Source organism: Streptomyces sp. NPDC059166 (genome assembly GCF_042755185.1).
GTDB lineage: Bacteria > Actinomycetota > Actinomycetes > Streptomycetales > Streptomycetaceae > Streptomyces.
The window spans coordinates 19,276-37,204 of the sequence record NZ_JBHZCI010000045.1; the positions used below are offsets into that span (position 1 = coordinate 19,276).

Below are 17,929 nucleotides of genomic sequence, written 5' to 3' on the forward strand. Positions count from 1 at the left end.
CGCGAGCCGGGCCGCCGCGCGCGCACAAAGCTCCATACAGGCGCTCCCGACGGCCCGGCACCGGCTTGTTACCGGACTCGCACACCCCCGGCACGATCTTCATCTCATATCTGAGATAGCGTGCAGCCATGGAAGACGACTACCTCGCCCGTATCGGCAAGCTCATCCGTGACGCCCGTCAGCACCGGGGCTGGACACAGAGCCAGCTGGCCGAGGCGCTCGCCACGAGCCAGAGCGCGGTCAACCGCATCGAGCGCGGCAACCAGAACATCAGTCTTGAGATGATCGCACGCATCGGCGAGGCCCTCGACAGCGAGATCGTGTCCCTCGGGTACTCCGGGCCCATGCACCTGCGGGTGGTCGGCGGACGCCGGCTCTCCGGCTCCATCGACGTCAAGACGAGCAAGAACGCGTGCGTGGCCCTGCTCTGCGGCTCCCTGCTCAACAAGGGCCGCACCGTGCTCCGCCGGGTCGCCCGCATCGAGGAGGTCTTCCGTCTGCTGGAGGTCCTCAACTCCATCGGCGTCCGCACCCGCTGGATCAACGACGGCGCCGACCTCGAGATCGTCCCGCCCGCCGAGCTGGATCTCGCGTCCATCGACGCCGACGCCGCGCGCCGGACCCGCTCCATCATCATGTTCCTCGGCCCTCTGCTGCACCGCCTGGACCGCTTCACGCTGCCCTACGCCGGCGGCTGCGACCTCGGGACGCGGACGATCGAGCCTCACATGATCGCGCTGCGCCGCTTCGGCCTGGAGATCGCGGCGACCGACGGCCTCTACCACGCGCAGGTCGACCGAGAGGTCCGTCCGGGCCGCCCGATCGTCCTGACCGAACGCGGCGACACGGTGACCGAGAACGCCCTGCTCGCCGCCGCCCGGCACGACGGCACGACGGTCATCCGCAACGCGTCCTCCAACTACATGGTCCAGGACCTGTGCTTCTTCCTGGAGGCCCTCGGCGTACGCGTCGACGGCGTCGGCACGACGACCCTCACGGTGCACGGCGTCCCGGAGATCGACGTCGACGTCGACTACTCCCCCTCGGAGGACCCGGTCGAGGCGATGAGCCTGCTGGCGGCCGCCGTGGTCACCGAGTCGGAGCTGACGATCCGTCGCGTCCCGATCGAGTTCCTGGAGATCGAGCTCGCGGTGCTGGAGGAGATGGGCGTCGACTGCGACCGCACCGCCGAGTACGCCGCCGACAACGGCCGCACCCGGCTGGTGGACCTGACGGTCCGGCCCTCCAAACTGGAGGCGCCCATCGACAAGATCCACCCGATGCCTTTCCCGGGCCTGAACATCGACAACGTGCCGTTCTTCGCGGCCATCGCGGCCTCGGCCCACGGTCAGACCCTCATCCACGACTGGGTCTACGACAACCGCGCCATCTACCTCACCGACCTCAACCGCCTCGGCGGCCGCCTCCAACTCCTCGACCCCCACCGCGTCCTGGTCGAGGGCCCCACCCGCTGGCGCGCCGCCGAGATGATGTGCCCGCCGGCACTGCGCCCGGCGGTGGTGGTCCTGCTCGCCATGATGGCGGCGGAGGGCACCTCGGTGCTGCGCAACGTGTATGTGATCAACCGCGGTTACGAGGAACTCGCGGAGCGGCTGAACTCGGTGGGGGCGCAGATCGAGATCTTCCGGGACATTTGATACGCGAATGCCGCCACACCCCATCTGACCTGCTCTTTAGCGGGTCAGGGAGGGGTGCGGCGGCATCTGTGGGACTTCCCTGGGACTTTGGGCCGGCGGCGGGCTACGAGCCACGCTGGACGGGCTCTACCGACCGGTCACGGCCGCAGCTACGCGAAGATCGCGTCGATGGCGGCGCTGCCCCGTGCGCCCGGCGCGGGGCAGGAAGTGGGAGTACTTCCGCAGCGTGAACCCCGGGTCGGAGTGCCCCAGCCAGCGTGCCAGGGAGACGACCGATTCGCCAGCCTCCAGTTCCTCGGAGGCGAAGAAGTGGCGCAGGGCATGGAAGCCGTGCTCCCGGGACGGCTCCCACACGCGACCACCGTCGGTGCTGCCCTCGTCCAGTGGGGCGATCACGCGCGCCGCAGCCAGAGCGGGCTTCCACACGTAGGAGTTGAAGTAGTTCCGGTTGACGGCCTTCCGCTCGCGTCCCGTCACCAGGAGGCTGTAGGTCCTCGGCCGCCGGTATTTGGCCTCCACCGGCGTCTTAGCCGGAGTCGGGTCGTCCCATGGCAGCGTGACCGGCACCGGCTCGAACTGCTCCATGTGCTGCCGGATGACCCGGGCCACGCTGGACGGCAGCGGCACGTCTCGGACCTTGCGCCCCTTGGGGAGAGCGAAACACAGCTTCGCCCGCACCATCTTGATCTGCCGCCGGACGTGCACGACCTCCTTCTCGAAGTCGATGTCGTCCGCGGAGAGCCCGAGCGCCTCTCCTTGACGGAGCCCGAGACCTGCTCCGATCACGAGGAGGAGCCGGTAGCGATCCGGCAGGGCCTCCCGTACGGCCAGCACCCGTTCAGGCGGCCACGCCTCAACCCTGCCAGGGGCCGCGGGCGGGGGCCCGACCGTGCTGGACCGACATGGGTTACGTCCGAGGCGACGATCCTCGACGGCGGCTTGGAGGACGCTGGACAGCGTTGCCCAGACCAGGCGGATAGAAGTCGGACCGAGGTCTTTCTCCAGCCGCTTCTTCCAGTGGCGGAGGACTTCCGTACCGATGGCGTTGAGCGGCTGAGCACCGAGATGGGGAACGATGTGCCGCCGTACCCTCTGTTCGATCCGCTCGATCGTGGACGGGTCACCGCTCTGGGTGGGCCACCAGTGGGTGGCGATGTAGTCCTTGAGGGAGATTGCCCCGTCGCGGGGATCGACGAACTCGCCTCGGCGTGCATCGGTCTGGGCCTGGGCGAGCCAGGTCTTGGCGTCCTGGAGTGCGTCGAAGGAACGGTCCTTGACGCCGGGGATGCCCTTGACTCGGTAGCGGGTGCACTTGCCGTACATGGCGGTGCGATCGCGTTTGCCGGTTTTCGGATTCGGGCGCTTCTTCAGCCATCGGTCTTCTATGTAGCCGGCCAGGTGGAACTCCTTTGCAATGGGGGCAGCGGCAGCGTTCTACGACGCAGGAGGCCGTGTCAGGCGGTGGCAAAGCGGGCGGAACGCTCCTGAGGTCGGACGCTGAGCGGGTTGAGGGCGGGATTGGAGCGGGAGTCGGCCTGCTCCTGTTCGCGGACCCAGGCGTCGAGGGCTTCCACTCGGTACATGACGCGACCGCGGGGGCCCATGCGGAAGCTCGGCGGTCCCTGACGGCGGTGGCGCCAGACGTAGAGGGTGTGGGGTGAGAGGCCGAGGTAGTCGGCGGCGTCCTTCACGGTCAGGAAGGCCGTGCGTACGGCCGTGGAGGAAGCAGTGGGGGCAGGCAAGGGTCGTGCAGGCATCTGGGGTTCTCTGTGAGGGACGGGAGAGGGGCGCCCGGCTGGGCGGAAACCATTGGTCCGCCCAGCCGTTGCCTGTCGTGAGGCAGGGACGAATCGCGGCGAAGCCGCGACTCGGAGTACCGCTACGGACGCCGTGCGGTCCGATTCGGCTGGCTCGGCAGGTCAGGAAGGGCCAAAGCGGCTTCGAGTCGGTCCCAAGGGATTTCGTCACGTGTCGGCTTGCGAAGGCAGTCCGCGAAGCGTTCGGCGAGGCGAGGAGCGCTCATTCCGGCGCATTCGGCCACCGTAAGGATGTGCCCAGCCGTCTGGTCGCCGTTCTTCAGCCACGCCGCGATGCGCGCGTCACGGAGAGCAGAGACATGCCTGCCGAGCGGCGAGTCGAGTTCATGTGCTTGCAGGGCTGCTGCTCGCGCCTGCTGCCAAGTCTTTCGGTAGACCTGGGCGGTCAGCGGTCGTCCGTTGTCGAGGACAAATATCGCGTCATCAGGGCGGAGATCACGCCGGGTAGTCTCCTCCTTCAAGATCGCCGCCAGCTCACGGCAGACGGGAACACGCCGTACGGTACCGGCGCTGTCCGAATCCTCCTCGCGGCGCTCTTGTGCCTGAGGGCGGACCATGAGCCAACCGGTGCCGTCGTCCCCGAGCTCCACGTCTCGCACGCGCAGCACCCGGGCCTCCTCCGGGCGTAGAGCCGCGAGAGCGATGGAAGCCAGGAAGGCTCGCAGGGCGAGGCCGTTCTGCGGATCTTCGCTGACCCGGTCCAGGATCGCGAAGCACTGCCGATCGGACAGATAAGACGTTTGCTCATTGACGACTGCGGTCATGGGAGAGCTCCTTGAGGGTGAGGCATGGATAGACACGGCAGTTCGGCAATCCCAGGCGAATCGCACGGCGACCGAACACCATCAATACTCCGAAGAATCGCCGGTTTGGGTAACCGGCGATCCCGTGCTATCTTGCGCCGCTCTCGCGCACTCTTCCGCAGCTGATCTAGGTTCGCTTGCTTCACCGCACGATTCCAGTCCTTTCCCGGGTCAATGTGTCTGCCATCGGCGAACCACCATGCTGGCGCCGGAATCACAGAGGTCAGCCTGTCGAATAGTCAGCCCTGAACGAGTGGAAGCACCAGAACAGAGCAGGTGTCTTCTAAGCACCTGCTCTATCCCCCTTCAGCGATCGGGTTGGCGCAGGCCGCCGTCCAGATAACGCTTCGACACCTTGTGCCGGGGTCGCCGATAGGCGACGAACGGAAGTCGTGATCTGCTCCACCCCTCGTGGCGCCGTCCTGCGATCACTGGTCTCGGTCCCGAGCGAGCGACACGATTGAGGTGGCACCATGACGAGCGTTTACACGGACCTCACCAAAGAGGCCGGCAAGTTGGGTGCCCCGACGCCCTATGTGAGAGGCAGCACTACCTCTAGAGGAAACCACCCTCGGGCAGACTGCCTGGTTCCTTCATGACCGAGCCCAGCGTGTGAGGCACGGTCAGCGGGCGCTGCGATCGATGAGAGGGCCGTGCCTCCAGCGAGTCACGACGCCAGCAGCATGACGACCCGTCCAACAGCGCGATGCACAGCGTCATGGAGCTGAGGGCCGCGATGTTGCCCCAGCCGATCGTCTTGTCCACCGGTGCCTTGACCAGGCGGGCGATGCCGAGCCCGATGAGACCGGCGAAGGTAGGACCTCAAGGGTGCGCGAGGTGGTGGCCGCCGCCAAGAGTCTGCGCCCATCATCGGGATCGGCTCCGCCGGGCGGATCGTCTCAGTCGACCTGGACGCGGAGTCGCCGGACATCCTGGCCAACGTCTCCACAGGAGGCGGCAAATCGGTGACTCTGTGGTGCATCGCCCCCCCATCTTGAGCCGCGATCCCACGCTTGGTTCCCTGCGACAGGGCCCAGGCACTACCGGGCGCGCCGGGTGGTGACGAGTTCGCCGTTGTGGAGACGGTGGTCCAGGTCGAGGCCGCTGTCGAGCATCGCGAGGACATCGAGGTGGCGGTCGGCGGGCACGGTCGCCACCAGGCGGCGGTCGCGACCGACGCGGATGGTCGGGTGGCGCTCGCTGGGCCGTGCGACGCTGACCGGGCCGTCGGGTGTCCCTGCTACCAGTCGGGTCAGCGGAGTGGCGGCGGCCCGGTTGTCGAGAAGCTGGTTGATCGGGTCGGAGGGAGTGCGGACGTAGTCGAGGAGGTCCTGGACCTCGTAGTCACTCGCCCCGTACTGCTGCGTCCAGCCGTCGATGTGGTGCTGGGCGGTCCACTGCCGCAGTCCGGCTGACCGGTGCCCCAGAGGGGCGGCGTCGCGGCCGAGGAGGTGGGCGATGCGCCGGGAGGTGATGCCGGAGGTGAGCAGGGTGAGTGCCTGCTCAGTGTCGACGCCATGGCGGATATGCCAGGCGGTGTATGTGTTGAGCCTCGGTGCGCCGGGAGAGAGCGCGGGGCTGGTGTTGACCAGATTGATCAGGGCGCCGACGGTCCAGCTCAGGGCGTGCCCGAAGGCAGTGCTGATGTTGCGTACCGCCTGTTCGAGCGCCCACCCGTCAGCGACACCGGGCTGCCAGGAACGCGCGAGGCCGGGGATCGCGGCGCCGGAGATCCACTCGCGGAGCGCGGGAGCGATCAGGACGTCCATCTGCCTGCCCCGCGTCTCCTTGTCCTTGAAGCTCCAGGTCTTGGTGACCTCCGGGACGTGCTCGAGTAGGCGATCGAAGACCCGGTGCTCGGTGAGGAAGTCGAGGGTGCGCTGCAGCGGCCATTCCTCCGGCTCGGCGAGCCGGTAGCCCCCAGTGGCGTCGTCCGCCGAGTGCTGTTCGAGCAGCACGGCCAGCTGGTTCGCGAACCAGTCGAGGTAGCGGGCCGACCCCAGGCTGGTGCCGGTGGCGGCCCACCGGCTGGCTTGGGTCGGGTCGGTGTTCGCGAACACGGCGGCAACCTTGTCCGCGAGGGTGAGCCACCGGCTGGTGTTCCGCCCGTTGCCTCTCTGGGACAGGGCGAACAGTGCGTCCAGGGCGTCGATGGGATTGCCCTGCGGCGCCGGCGAGGAGGCGTGGAGCTGTAGGACGAGCCAGACGAACGAGGCGAAGTCCGCAGCAATGCTGTCCGCCAGCGCGAAGACACCGTCAGCGTCCTGCCGCAGGGTGTCCTCGGCGGCGGCGAGTTCGGCCAGGGCCTCACCGGTCAGCAGTGCGGAGACAACGCGCAACTGCTCCGGGTCGGGGCTGAGGGAGTCAAACTCGGCAGGTCGGGGCGGGTAGGGGCGGGTCAGGAAGATCCACCCCTCGCTCTCCCGGCCGGCCCGCCCGGCGCGGCCGATGGCGTTGAGGAGTTCAGCGGGGGACAGAGCGCGCTGGCCGTCGTAGGTGAGCGGGTCACCGTCGACCTTGTGGTGGACGATGACGGTGCGCACGGGCAGGTTGACGCCGTCGGTGAGGGTACTGGTGCTGGCGATCGCCAGGAGCGCGTCGCGGCGCAGCGCGCCCTCGACAGCGTGGAGGACGTCTTCGGGCAGGGCGCCGTGGTGGTAGGCGACGCCGTGCAGGGTACAGCGCACCAGCGGGTGCTCCGCGCCGAGGGTGTCGGCGAGGTAGTCGGTCAGGGCTGCGGACTCGGGCCGCTCGGGCAGGCGTTCGGCGATGGCGAGTGCCGCGTCACGGGCTGCCCGCCTGGTGCCGACGACCATCAGCACGCTGCCGTTCGCGGTGAGTTCCGCGGCGCCGGCGGCGAAGACCTGATAGTCGGCGATCCCGCCTGGCAGACGGGTCCGCGCATTCCACCGGCCTGCGGAGCTGGCGAAGCGCCGCGTGCCTACCTCGCCGGTAGTCAGCCGGGCGATGGCAGAGGAGGCGGTCGGCCGGACATCGAGGAGAGTCTCGACGGGCACGGCGGCGAGCACCGGCGAGGCGTGCTTCGCGGTCGGCCGTCGCTCCGTCAGCTCGGCGTGGTCCGCCATGAGGTTCGGGTACATGAGCCCGTGCATCCGGCGCGGGCCCCGCCAGGTGTCGGTGAAGTAGACCTCTCGTTCGGGGCGATGCGGGTCGAGCCATGAGGCGATGTCCCCCTTATTGCCGACTGCCGCGGACAGCAGCACGAGTCGGATGTCGCTGCGAGCCTGCAGCAGCGTGAGCAGACTCTCCAGCACGAAGCCGCGCCGCCCCTGGCCCAGGTGGTGGGCCTCGTCAACGACGACCAGCCCGACCTCCGCCAGTGCTTCGCCGGGGTTGTTGCGGATCATGTGCATGAGCCGCTCGGGGGTGACGATCTCCACGTCCCCGCCGTCCGGCTCGGCCGGGGAGGTCCAAGGGCCCAGCGGGAACTCCGGCTGCTCCGCGGCCAGGCGCCGCCCGAGCACCCGCAGCCGGCCCCGCAGCGTCCCGCGCATCTCCCGCCCCAGGCTGCGCATCGGGGACACATACACCACGCGCCCAGGGCGCTGCGCCAGGTGCGAGCAGATCACCAGCTGGGCCATCAACGTCTTGCCCGCGCTGGTTGGCACGCTGATCAGACTTCGTGACGTCGCTGGGTCGAGCGGGTTGCCACGCTCGAGCTTCAGGAGCTGGCGCTGCGGCGGCCAGAGCGTCATCACCGGCGGCTTCGACAGTGCAAAGCTCCGCGCCACTTCTGGTGGAGTTCCCGGGGGGAGCAGCTGGTACAGGCTGCTGGCCGCCATCTCCCCGCTCAGCTGGAACAGGTGCGCGGCAACCCACCGCGCCAGCCGGTCACCCCGGCCCGCCCTCTCCGTCATCACATCCCGCAGCAGCCGCTGTGCCGCCAGCAGATCCCGCTCCTCGCCGAACCCCAGGAACTGGTATAGGCGGAAGACGGCCTTCACTACCGCCTCCGCGGGCCCGTACATGGTCCCCACCAGGGATTCGCGGCGCATCATCGCCCGCACCCCGCGCAGCTGCCGCCGCCACGCCCGCAGCGCCCGGCCCAGCTCCGGGCGGTCGAAACCGAGGAAGACGACCCCGGCTTCCACCGCCAGGGTACCGATGTGCTCGCGCAGTTCACCGGTGATGTCGACGAGAGCGCGAGCCTGCCGGTAGACGGCGGTGGCGTTCGGGTCCTGCTCGCTGCGCCGGTACCCGGCTTGGGCGGCGAAGGCGATCTGGAGCCGCTCAGCCTCGGGTCGGCGTTCGTCGCCCAGGGCGAGGTCCATCAGGTGCGCGCTTGTGGCGAAGGCTTGCCGCACTCGCACCGCGTCGTAGCCAGGAGTCTCCGGGGCGAGCGCGGCGAGCCCGTGCAAGTACCACGCCGTGGCGAGGGTCTCGTCCTCGATCTCCCGCTCACCGCGGAAGGCCGCGACCTCTAACTCGGTCATCGCCGCCAGCAGGTCCTGTGCGCTGGGCAGCACCCCGCCCGCCCGGTGCTCGCCGAGCGCGGACGCGAGTAGCTCCGGGTCTAGAGTGCGCTCCATACGTACCTCCTCACGTCCTTCGCGAAGTCTTCAAGATCCTCGATCGCCACCACCACGCCCTGCAGTGCGCCCGGGTGAGTGTGGGTGGTGAAGTGCTGGTGCGAACGCTCGAAGGCCGTGTCCGGGGTGTACGTGGCGTCGAGCGCGATGCTGACCCCGCCGTTCCCCGACGCCTTCGCGTCCACCCATTGCCGAGCCATCGAGGCGACGAACTCCCGGGTGTCGGGGGTCAGCTCCCGACCTCCCCACGAGATCTGGCCCAGGTACCGCGCCCCCCAGGTGTTCAACTGCTGCCATGCCTTGCGGATCGTGTCGCTCGGCTTCGTCTTTTCCGCGGTGAATTTCTTCATCTCCCACAACCGGAAAACGAACCCCAGCTCGCTGCCGGGCACTCGGTGGATAACCAGTCCATCCGGCCCGCTGTCCGTCACCGTCGATGAGGGCGGGTCCAGGATCTCCACGCTGTGCCCCGGCTCGGGGGGAAGGTCGCGGGTGGAGAGGTACCAGAGCCACTCGCCCACGTAGCCGGTGACACCGGTGGGGTCGTTGGCCTCGAATACCGGGCCGGTGTAGAGCAGGACGTGCGCGCGATCGGGGCCGGCTAGCGGGGTGCCGGCCAGGGCACTGTCGCGCCAGAGCCGGTATGCGAGGTCGTCCAGGTCGGTGCGGGCCCGCATGATCTCGTCGGCGATAATCCAGGCTGCCGCATCACGATCCTCGGGCTCCGGCCCGATGGTTACCACCAAGTCCCACGGGCACACCTGTTCGATGCCGCGGCTCTCCCGCTGAGTGAAGTCCACGAGGCGGCCTCCGGCGGCCCGGGCGCGCTCCTTGGCCTGCAGAGCGGGTATCAACACCCGTCCCCACCTCCGCTCCTGACTCAGTGCCGAGCCCTGCGGCAACACGGATCACCCTACCCAGCAAGATCTGGTCTGTGAGGGCGGCTTCTCTGCGTGAGCATGGCCGTGGGCCTGCTGCGAGCGCGGCTGTCCGGGCCCCGGGCTTGAACCCATGATCGGTGATGGCTACCCCGTCACCACCGACTACGGGCCAGACCTACATCTCGAACAGTTGCAGCTGCCCTTCCGTGTCGACGTCGAGTGCCTCCAACTCCAAGTTCGGCACAGGCTGTTGTAGCGGCGATGCGTCCTGCGCGTCATCCACATCGTCCGAAGCACCCGGTTGAACCGCGGCCCCTGCGTCTCCCGTTTCCGCCTCGTCGTCCTTCGGTGTCGGCAGGACGTACTCCTGCGCCAGGCCAGCCAGGTGGAGCGGCAAGGGCAGGGCGAGGGCCTGGTCGTAGTCCGAGGGCTGGCGGAGAACATGGGTGAGGAGCGCGAGGGACGTCGGGTCGTCTCCGTCATCCCGGTGGCAACCGACGACGGCGATCTCCACCAGCCCCGGCATCCAGGCGGCCTGGCCGGTGTCAATGGTGGGTTCACCCTTGCGTTTGCCCTGGGCGATCGGCCGGGGCGAGAGCTTGTCGGCGGCCACCGCCGCGTGCTTGAACTGCACGGGCTTGGCCGTCGTACTGAAGAACACGCGGGCGTCTTCAGCGGCATCCTCTGGCACCCACAAGCCCTGCTGGATGCCGTTCGCGGTGCCCTCCGGGGCCTTCCCCCACCACTGCGGTGTCTCGTTCCGGGCGCCTGCGCGGACCCGAACCATTCGCAGGTCTGGGTCGAGGCGGCGAGCAGGAGCGAGGCCGTCTTGCAGGCGATCCTGTTCGATCCGGCCGTCCTGGAGCCAGGTCCAGTGCGAGCGTGCGTTGTGGGCCTCGGCGAACAGGACGGTTGGCCCGGTGCGCAGGGAGGCACGCAGGCCCTGGAGCCACTCGGCGGCCTCACGGCGCTGCCGTTCGCGTTCTTGGTAGCGCTTCGGACGCTCAGCCCCACTTTCCTTCTGCGCATCCGAGATGTCGGCCTCGTCCTCCTGTGAGCCCCGCTGGCTGGGCAGAACGGGCTTAACCTCAGCCTTGATGGTCAGCCTAAGCAGAAGTTCGGGGTAGGGGACCCAGGCGCCGGCTCCGGAGCGCGCCTCGGGGTCCCAGCCTTCGACGCGGGCCGCGCCGGTGCCGGCCGGGTCGGGGGTGATCATGACGCCGACCGGGAGGTAGGCGGCCCAGCGATTCCGGGTCGTACGGTTCTTGCGGACCATCCACAGAGCGGCATATCGCAGCCCGTCGGGCAGTCCGTCGTGCTCGGCGAGCCGGGGGAGAGTGCGCGCGCCGAGCTGCCGTAGCCCGTCGTTCCAAGCACTGAGCGTGCGGTGCCTCAGGCTGGACGCTGTCTCCGCGCCCTTGCCGCTCTCGTCGCCTGCCACAGGCACCGTGGTGAACTGTGTGACGAAGCCCGCCTTGGCGCAGCCCAGTCGCATGGCGAACTTCGGGTCGTGGAGTCTGCTCGGATAGGACGCGGCGCGGCCGATCTCCACAAGGGCAAGGGCCGGCGCGTCGAAGGTGCGTTCCGCGGCCAACCACTGTGCGGCACTGTCACGGCGGGCCACTGTCGCAGCGGCCACCTGGGCGTCCTTGACGTGGGTGCCGGTGGGCAGATCGAGGGGAGCAAGAAGGCTGTCGGCGGTACGGTCACCGAGAGCGACGAGCGGGCGCAGGCAGTGGACCCGCACGGTCAGCTCCGGAGCGGACCACTCGTGCACGACCGGAGCGCCGGCCGTGGCCTCGTCGTACTGCTGTGCGGTGAAGGACCCGCCGTCGCCCTTGAGGCCCAGATGCTCGGCGAGAGAAGCCAAAGCGGCGTCGCGCAGCCGCGGCGACTGCCACAGCAGCCGTGTCTCCAGCACGGGAGCGCCATCCTGGCGTGGCACGCCGTCGAGAGCGTCCAGCGCGTAGGCCGTCGCCAGTCGGCGCTGAGCGCATCGTTCCGCTTCGACCGTCTCCTTGTCGCCCTTGGGGATGTTCGTGGGCGTGCCCCGATCGATCAGCGCGAGGTCCGGGGCACGGCGCAGCTCAGACGTGAGGGCGCCTTCCGCCCAGGCGGTGAGCTGCGAGAGCTGGTTTGCCATGAAGCCGGGGCCCACGTCGTGCCCGCCCATCGCGGTGCGGTACAGGATGCCGGCCCGGGCGTCGTCACGCAGCCAGGACGAGGGGTCAGTCAGGAGCGCGTCGGCATCTGGGAAGGGCTCGCCCAGGGGCAGCCCGGCGAGCATCGCTGCGGGGCCGCCCGCGCGCCACCGGTCGGCGAAGTCGCCCTTCTCGCCCAGGTCCTTGTCCCAGTAGCGCTCCAAAGCGGCGACGGCGAATCGCTCGCTGCGGGGGGTGCCCGGCAGGAACGGCCTGCGCGGGCGCAGCAGGACGGTGGTGCTCGCACCCCACGGGAGGCGCAAACGGCCCGTCTTGGCGCTGGTACGAGTGGCCCAGCGGCGAACCGACCAGCGGAGGTTGAAGCGTGGCAGTGGGTCGAACGGCACAGTTTGGAGCGTGATCGACAGCATTACTGACCACCAGGAGTCCTGCTTCTCGTCCGGCCCGGGGAACCGGATCGGTTCGGAGACGAGTTGAGCACCCTGGTCACGCGGTCCACGTGGCATGGCCCGGAAGGTGAGCTGCCCCCCGTCGTACGGGTACGGGCCCAGGGCGAGGATCCGGCGTGCCAGCCAGTCCGGGCTGAGGATGTACTGGTGCGTTGACGGACGTGCGGTGCCACCGTCGGTCGGGGTGTCACGCGGCATGAGTTCGTGGTGGACGGTCTCCCAGCGCGGCGGATGGGCGGCCAGTTCTGCGATGGTCTCCTTCAACAGGCCGCGGTACTCGGGCTCGGGCCGCAGGTCACGCAGCCAGTGCTTGAGCACGGTGTCCAGGACCGGGCCGGGGAGCGGATCGGGGAGGTCGGCGGGCGCGCAGAGCCAGTGGGCCGGCGCGCCCGGGTCGCGGTCGTGGAATGGGCGTGGCAGGGCGAGGACGTCGGGGGCGAACGCTTGCAGGACCTGTTCCAGGCGCCAGGTCGGTGCTGTCTTCCAAGGTTCCTGGCCCGCTGCCACCCGGGGCGCGTTGCTCAGGGTCAGGACGGCGTCGCGCCACTGCTCGGGGAAGGGCAAGACGCGATAGGGCGCGGTGTGAGAGGCCAGGGCGTCGGCTGGACGCCAGGCCGTGGTGCGGGCGGAGCGGTAGACGGGTGGCATGTGACGGCTCCTCGCGAGCAGAGTCCGGGGGTCAGCGGTGCGTCATCGTGCGGAGGGCGTTGTAGAACGGCTGGTACAGGAGACGGACGAGAGAGCGAGCCGCCGGGTCGGGGTGGGGCGGGGCGGTGTCGGGCCGGTCCGTCAGGTAGGGGTCAAGGATGCCCGCGAGGGCGTGGAGCAGGCCGTCGGTGCCCGGCACATCGGTCCCGGGGGACGGCTGGCCTGTGCTGCCGGGTGCGAGCTGTCTCGCCAGGCGAGGCGAGAAGGCAGCATCGATGAACACCACTCGGGCGGGCACTCCGCCGCGCACCAGACGGCCGATGACCTGCCACAGCGTGACGAGCTGGTCCCAGGCGAAGGCGCGCTTCTCCCAGGCGGGCAGTGAGCTGTAGGCGTACCTGCGGTTGAGCAGCCGGCGCCACTCGCGGCGGCCCTGCTGGCGCAGTGCTCCGGCCGCCTCGTCCAGCGATCCCACTTTCTCCATGAGTTCGGTGAGCGTGTGCGGGCCGTCGAGGCTGTCGCGGCGCGGCTGGTCGCGCAGCATGCCGCTCAACCAGTCGTTAACGGCGAACACAGACAGGTCGAGGTCGTCGGGGCGGGGGTGCGGGCGGACCAGGAACAGGGCCGTGCCGAAGGCCGCTTTGCCCTCGTCGTTGAGGATGTTGTGGCCGCGCTCGACGGCCAGCAGCGGAGCGACCAGGACTTCTGCCGTGTGATCGTCGGCGAAGCGGGCGACGTCGCCACGCCGTAGCGTCGTCGGAGTCTCGTCCCGCTGCCCCGGGGCGGTGGCTGGTCCGTCGCTACCGCGGGGCTCGTCGTCCGGGATCAGCGCACTCACCTTGCCGCGCCAGGCGTCGAACCGGTGCAGTGCCTCGGCGACCGCAGCGGCTTCCCTGTAGCTGCCCACGAGGATCAGCGCTCGGCGCCGGGTCGTCTCAGGGATACGGCTGATCTCCTGGCCCAGCACCGAAGTGCCGCCCGGGCCCGGTTCGCCGAGCCTCCGGGCCATCGCGACCGCCTGGGCTAGCCGGTCGCGCGGCGGTGTGCCGGACAGGCTCATCGGGCGGCCGTCCCGGTCGTAGAGGAAACGGGTAGCGAACGAGGTTCGGGCCACCGCAGCCAGGGACGCGTTGGTGGGCTTGAGGACGAGGCTCACCGGTACGCGGACATGGGCGCGGCTGGACTCGCCGGCCCAGCTGGTACCGGACATCAACACAATGTGCGGGCCGCCACGGCCGGTGGCCGGGTCGGCGCCGAGGCTGTTCAGGTTCAGCAGCAGCTCCCGTCCGACTCCGGCACACCGGAAGAAGCGCAGGGTGCCGCCGCGGCGGCCAGCGTCGTCGCGTTCCTCTCCGTCCGGGAGGTACTGATAGCCGAGGATGTTGCCCATGGGCGCCTCGGGCACCAGCGGGGCGTAGTCCAAGGGGACTCGCCGGGCAAGCTCCCTGCCCTGGGAGTCCAGTCGCAGGGCGGCCTCCACGTGCGGCCACAGGAAGGTGAGCCGCTCCAGCCTGTGGTGGAGGGTGCTGAGCAGCAGGAGGAAGGAGAGCCGCAGGCACAGGACGTCCCACCAGTCCTTAGTCGGCTCGGGCGGGGGCGTGGCGGATGCGGGCTGTTCGGCCCGTACCTCCTCCGTCACCCGGTCGACGAGCTGACCGGCCAGCTCACGCACCCGATCCCTCGTGCGGCCCGCTGCCATGTGGTGCAGGAGGGCGTCGGCAGTGTCGGTGAGGACGCCAGTGAGCGGGTCGGGGGCGTCGCCTTCTCCGAACGGATCGTCGCGGAAGGCGTCCCAGGCTTCCTCGAGCAAGCGGCGTGCCGGTGAGAGCGCGAGATGGGGGGAAGGGCCGGGCTCGTGCACCACGTCGTCGTAGCCCTCGTAGAGTTCAGCGCTGTCGTCGACCATGTCGTCAGCGGCGGACGCGTCCCCTTCCGCCTGGTGCTGCACGGCTTCGCGGTGGCGTCGGGTCACGTCGCGGAACAGGTCATCGAGCAGGCTCTGCTGGAGGGTCCACGGGCTGAAGTAGGCGGGATCAGCCCACTCCCGGAGGTCCTCGTCCTTGATCAGCAGAGCGCAGAGCGGATCGACGGCAAGAGTTACGGTTCCCAGGGCCCGGTTCCACTGGGCGACCTGGCCGTCGGTCAGTGGCAGGCGGGCGCGCCTGCTCAGTTCCTCGATCTTGTAGCGGTTCAGCTGGTCGAGCCAGGAGTCGGTGTCGGGGCGAACCAGCGTGCCGGACGGGGTGAAGAGGCGGTCCAGTGCCATCTGGACGCTGTCCGCCTCGTCCACAAAAATCAGATCGCTGCGTAGACAGGCCAGTTCCAGCTGGCGCAGCCGCTCGTCGTTCAGATGCGCGGGCACCTGGCTCTGCACCAGGCTGGCCGGGTTGGCCACCCAAATCAGAGCCTCGACCTGCGCGCGGGCAGCCGCGTGGCGCGGGCAATCGGCCCACAGAGGGCAACCGTGCGGGCGGCCGGGCAATCGGTCCGGGGCGTGGGCCTGGGGGGGTGCGGTGTTCCTCCGGTCGGGAGTCCATTGCTCCAGAACGACCGACTCCGGCTCCGCCGGGTCGCGCTGTGGCTCGGGATGCAGACGGGCGCATGGTGCGTCGCGGTATTCCAGCGGATCGCCGTCCACGCCGCGCAGACCGCTCACCGCGCAGGCAGTGCTCAGCAGGTCGAAGCCCGAGTCGTCGTGGTCGAGGAGGTTGTCCAACCCTCGGGCCGAAAGCCGCCGGTGCAGCCGCTGGACGTGCTGCTCGCGTGTGGTGGTGCCGAGCACCGGCGCGACGGCGATGTCGAGCGCCTCGAAGAGACCGCACAGCCGTAGCTGTTCGGCGACGTCTCCGACGACGAGCGTGGTGCGCAGCGGAATCTCGCGCCGGGCGGCCCAGACTGCCACCAGAATCATGAATGTGCTCTTGCCGGCACCCACCATGCCGGCCAGGTGCACCATGCCGGCCAGCTCGACCTCGTCGGCCTCGGTGTAGTCCGTTCCCGCGACATCGCGGGGCGCGAACCTGACCCCCTCCAGCCGATGTTCCCAGTGACCCGGATGCGGGACTTCCGCCTCACGCTCATCCATCCACCTGGCCGTCGCGCGTAGTTCGGCGCGGCACACCCGGAGTGGCTCGCCGCCCCCGGGCCGTCCTACGGCGAGGTCGTGGCCGGGTGGGTTGGCGCGGACGAGTTCCTCGGGAATGGTGACCGAGGCGTTGCGGCGGCGTTCCTGGAAGGAACTCGGCCCTGCGGGGGCTGGTTTGAGGGCACGGGTGACCAGGTCCGGCAGCCGGCTGAGGGCCTGGTCGTAGACGTCTATCCGGCGCCCGGCAACCATCGGCACCACGGGTCGAGGACCGCCGGTGGTTCCGGCCAGCGGCAGCTCGTAGGCCCTCAGCCTGTCGGAGACCAACCGGTAGGCGTCGAGCGCCTGCCGCCAGGCGCGCCGCCGCATCGGCCACAGGAGGTGCCGGGCGGCGGCGAGGGCCGTGCGCTGCCACGGATGTTGTGCCAGCCCGGCGTGTTGCGCGAACGGATAGCCGCCGAACAGCGCATAAACGTCCCCGGCATCCGAAGTAGGGGAAAGCCGTTCGAGCAGCCGCAGCCCGAGCTCGACGCGGCACAACTCGACCGGGCCGAACCCGTCCGGGGCACCGGCCTCGGACCATTCGCCCCTCAACTCCCCTGCTAGCGCCTCGCACCAGGCTTTCTCGTCACGCATCTGTGCCCTCCTGGCTGTCGGCGTGGGTGCCACGGCGCGACTCGGCCAGCCGCCGCCGGGCAGCCCGGAGCAATTCGTCGTCGGTGAGCAGGCGTACGGCAGCGGCCGCCGCGGGCCGGGCTCGCTGAAACGCCTGCTGATACCCGGGGCGCTCGCGCACTCGGTAGACAGGCACCACATAGAACGCCTCGTCGCACGAAGGCTCGGGCCGCGCGGGGCGGGCGGCCCGGCCGAGGAAGGCCGGATGAGCCCAGTCCTTGACGTCGACGGCCCAGCGGTGGCCGTCGGGGAAGACCACCAGCACGTCGTAGGCGTCGAAGCCAGGCCACATGGTGACGTCGAGGCCCAGACTGGTGAGCCGGTCCTCCAATTCCACCTCGGCCAGTCCGGGCCCGGTGACGTGTCGGCGCAGCGGGCGCTCCAGCTGGTACACAGTGCCGGCGTGAGCCGCTTCGATCAGACGGCCGACCGGCGGGTCTCCCTGCCGTCGGCAGCGATCCCGCTCGCACCACCACTCTCCGCCCGCAACCGGCGTCAGCAGTGTTCCGCAGCGGCCACACACCGCGTAGCAACCGTGCCGACTCCAGGAAAGAGGGACTTCCGGATAGATCAGATCGATGAGCTCCCAGACCGGCTCCAGCGTGAAGTCGCCGTGCAGGGCGAAGAGTTCGTGGGCCGTCAGCACCGGCCGCCGCACCAGCAGGCTGCGGAACTCGGTGTACGCGTCCTGCTCTCCGTGGCTACGGCAGCGGTCCAGAGCGGTCCGCATCACCTGCTGGTCGCGATGCCGCACGGCCGGGTCGGGCGCCGAACGTTCCCATTCGCTCCACTCATGGCACAACTGGGTGGGGCGGTGCGAGTACGGGTCGAGCAGAACGTCGTCCGGGCCGACGGCGTCCGACGGCAGCGACAGCGGCCAGTCCTCCAACGGGATGTCGGCACACCGCTGGACGAATTCGGCCAGTGAGGCGGGAGGCCGGAGCCCGCCGCGCAGCCAGGCGACGACCGCCCGGTCCAGGGCGAGCTGGACGACGGGAGGATACGGAAGACGGAAGGCGTCCAGCCCGGTCGTGTGGTCCAGGACGCACAAGGCCCTGGCCACGGTGGCTAGCAGCGGCACGCCGTCATGGGCGGCCCAGGCATCGAGCGATTCGGCGGACGAATCGAAGGTGGCAAGGGGACTTGTGGGCACGGTTTCCACTCCAGGTGGTGCGATGAGTGACGTGGAGGAGACGGCAGG

9 protein-coding genes are annotated in these 17,929 nt (G+C 69.6%); 1 reads left to right on the top strand and 8 read right to left on the bottom strand.

Going from position 1 to position 17,929, the window contains the following annotated elements; genetic code table 11:
* Nucleotides 1–128 precede the first annotated feature (128 nt).
* Nucleotides 129–1,658: a helix-turn-helix domain-containing protein gene (locus tag ACFXOA_RS27405; RefSeq protein WP_385033957.1), complete on the top strand. Its 1,530-nt coding sequence runs from the start codon at nucleotides 129–131 to the stop codon at nucleotides 1,656–1,658.
* A gap of 126 nt (nucleotides 1,659–1,784) precedes the next feature.
* On the opposite strand, the gene ACFXOA_RS27410 is transcribed toward ACFXOA_RS27405, so the two are convergent.
* From ACFXOA_RS27410 to ACFXOA_RS27445, 8 genes are all read right to left on the bottom strand, one after another.
* Nucleotides 1,785–2,981 carry a tyrosine-type recombinase/integrase gene (locus ACFXOA_RS27410; protein ID WP_385033960.1) on the bottom strand — a complete coding sequence of 399 codons (1,197 nt, stop codon included), beginning with the start codon at nucleotides 2,979–2,981 and terminating at the stop codon, nucleotides 1,785–1,787.
* Nucleotides 2,982–3,112: 131 nt separating this feature from the next.
* Complete coding sequence (locus ACFXOA_RS27415) at nucleotides 3,113–3,415, bottom strand: AlpA family transcriptional regulator (RefSeq protein ID WP_258466693.1); 303 nt, start codon at nucleotides 3,413–3,415, stop codon at nucleotides 3,113–3,115.
* A gap of 122 nt (nucleotides 3,416–3,537) precedes the next feature.
* Nucleotides 3,538–4,239: a hypothetical protein gene (locus ACFXOA_RS27420; protein WP_385033965.1), complete on the bottom strand. Its 702-nt coding sequence runs from the start codon at nucleotides 4,237–4,239 to the stop codon at nucleotides 3,538–3,540.
* Between the two features lie 1,079 nt (nucleotides 4,240–5,318).
* Entirely contained in the window at nucleotides 5,319–8,828 is a 3,510-nt protein-coding gene (locus tag ACFXOA_RS27425) for a DEAD/DEAH box helicase (RefSeq protein ID WP_385033968.1), read from the bottom strand.
* On the bottom strand, nucleotides 8,813–9,628 hold the full coding sequence (locus ACFXOA_RS27430; RefSeq protein ID WP_385033970.1) for a hypothetical protein: 816 nt from the start codon (nucleotides 9,626–9,628) through the stop codon (nucleotides 8,813–8,815). The genes ACFXOA_RS27425 and ACFXOA_RS27430 overlap by 16 nt, the downstream gene beginning before the upstream one ends.
* A gap of 256 nt (nucleotides 9,629–9,884) precedes the next feature.
* Nucleotides 9,885–12,968 carry a pPIWI_RE module domain-containing protein gene (locus ACFXOA_RS27435; protein WP_385033973.1) on the bottom strand — a complete coding sequence of 1,028 codons (3,084 nt, stop codon included), beginning with the start codon at nucleotides 12,966–12,968 and terminating at the stop codon, nucleotides 9,885–9,887.
* 31 nt (nucleotides 12,969–12,999) lie between these two features.
* Nucleotides 13,000–16,689 (bottom strand): hypothetical protein, encoded by a 3,690-nt coding sequence (locus ACFXOA_RS27440; RefSeq protein WP_385033976.1) that lies wholly within the window; start codon nucleotides 16,687–16,689, stop codon nucleotides 13,000–13,002.
* Complete coding sequence (locus ACFXOA_RS27445) at nucleotides 16,682–17,881, bottom strand: hypothetical protein (protein ID WP_385033979.1); 1,200 nt, start codon at nucleotides 17,879–17,881, stop codon at nucleotides 16,682–16,684. The genes ACFXOA_RS27440 and ACFXOA_RS27445 overlap by 8 nt, the downstream gene beginning before the upstream one ends.
* Nucleotides 17,882–17,929: the final 48 nt, after the last annotated feature.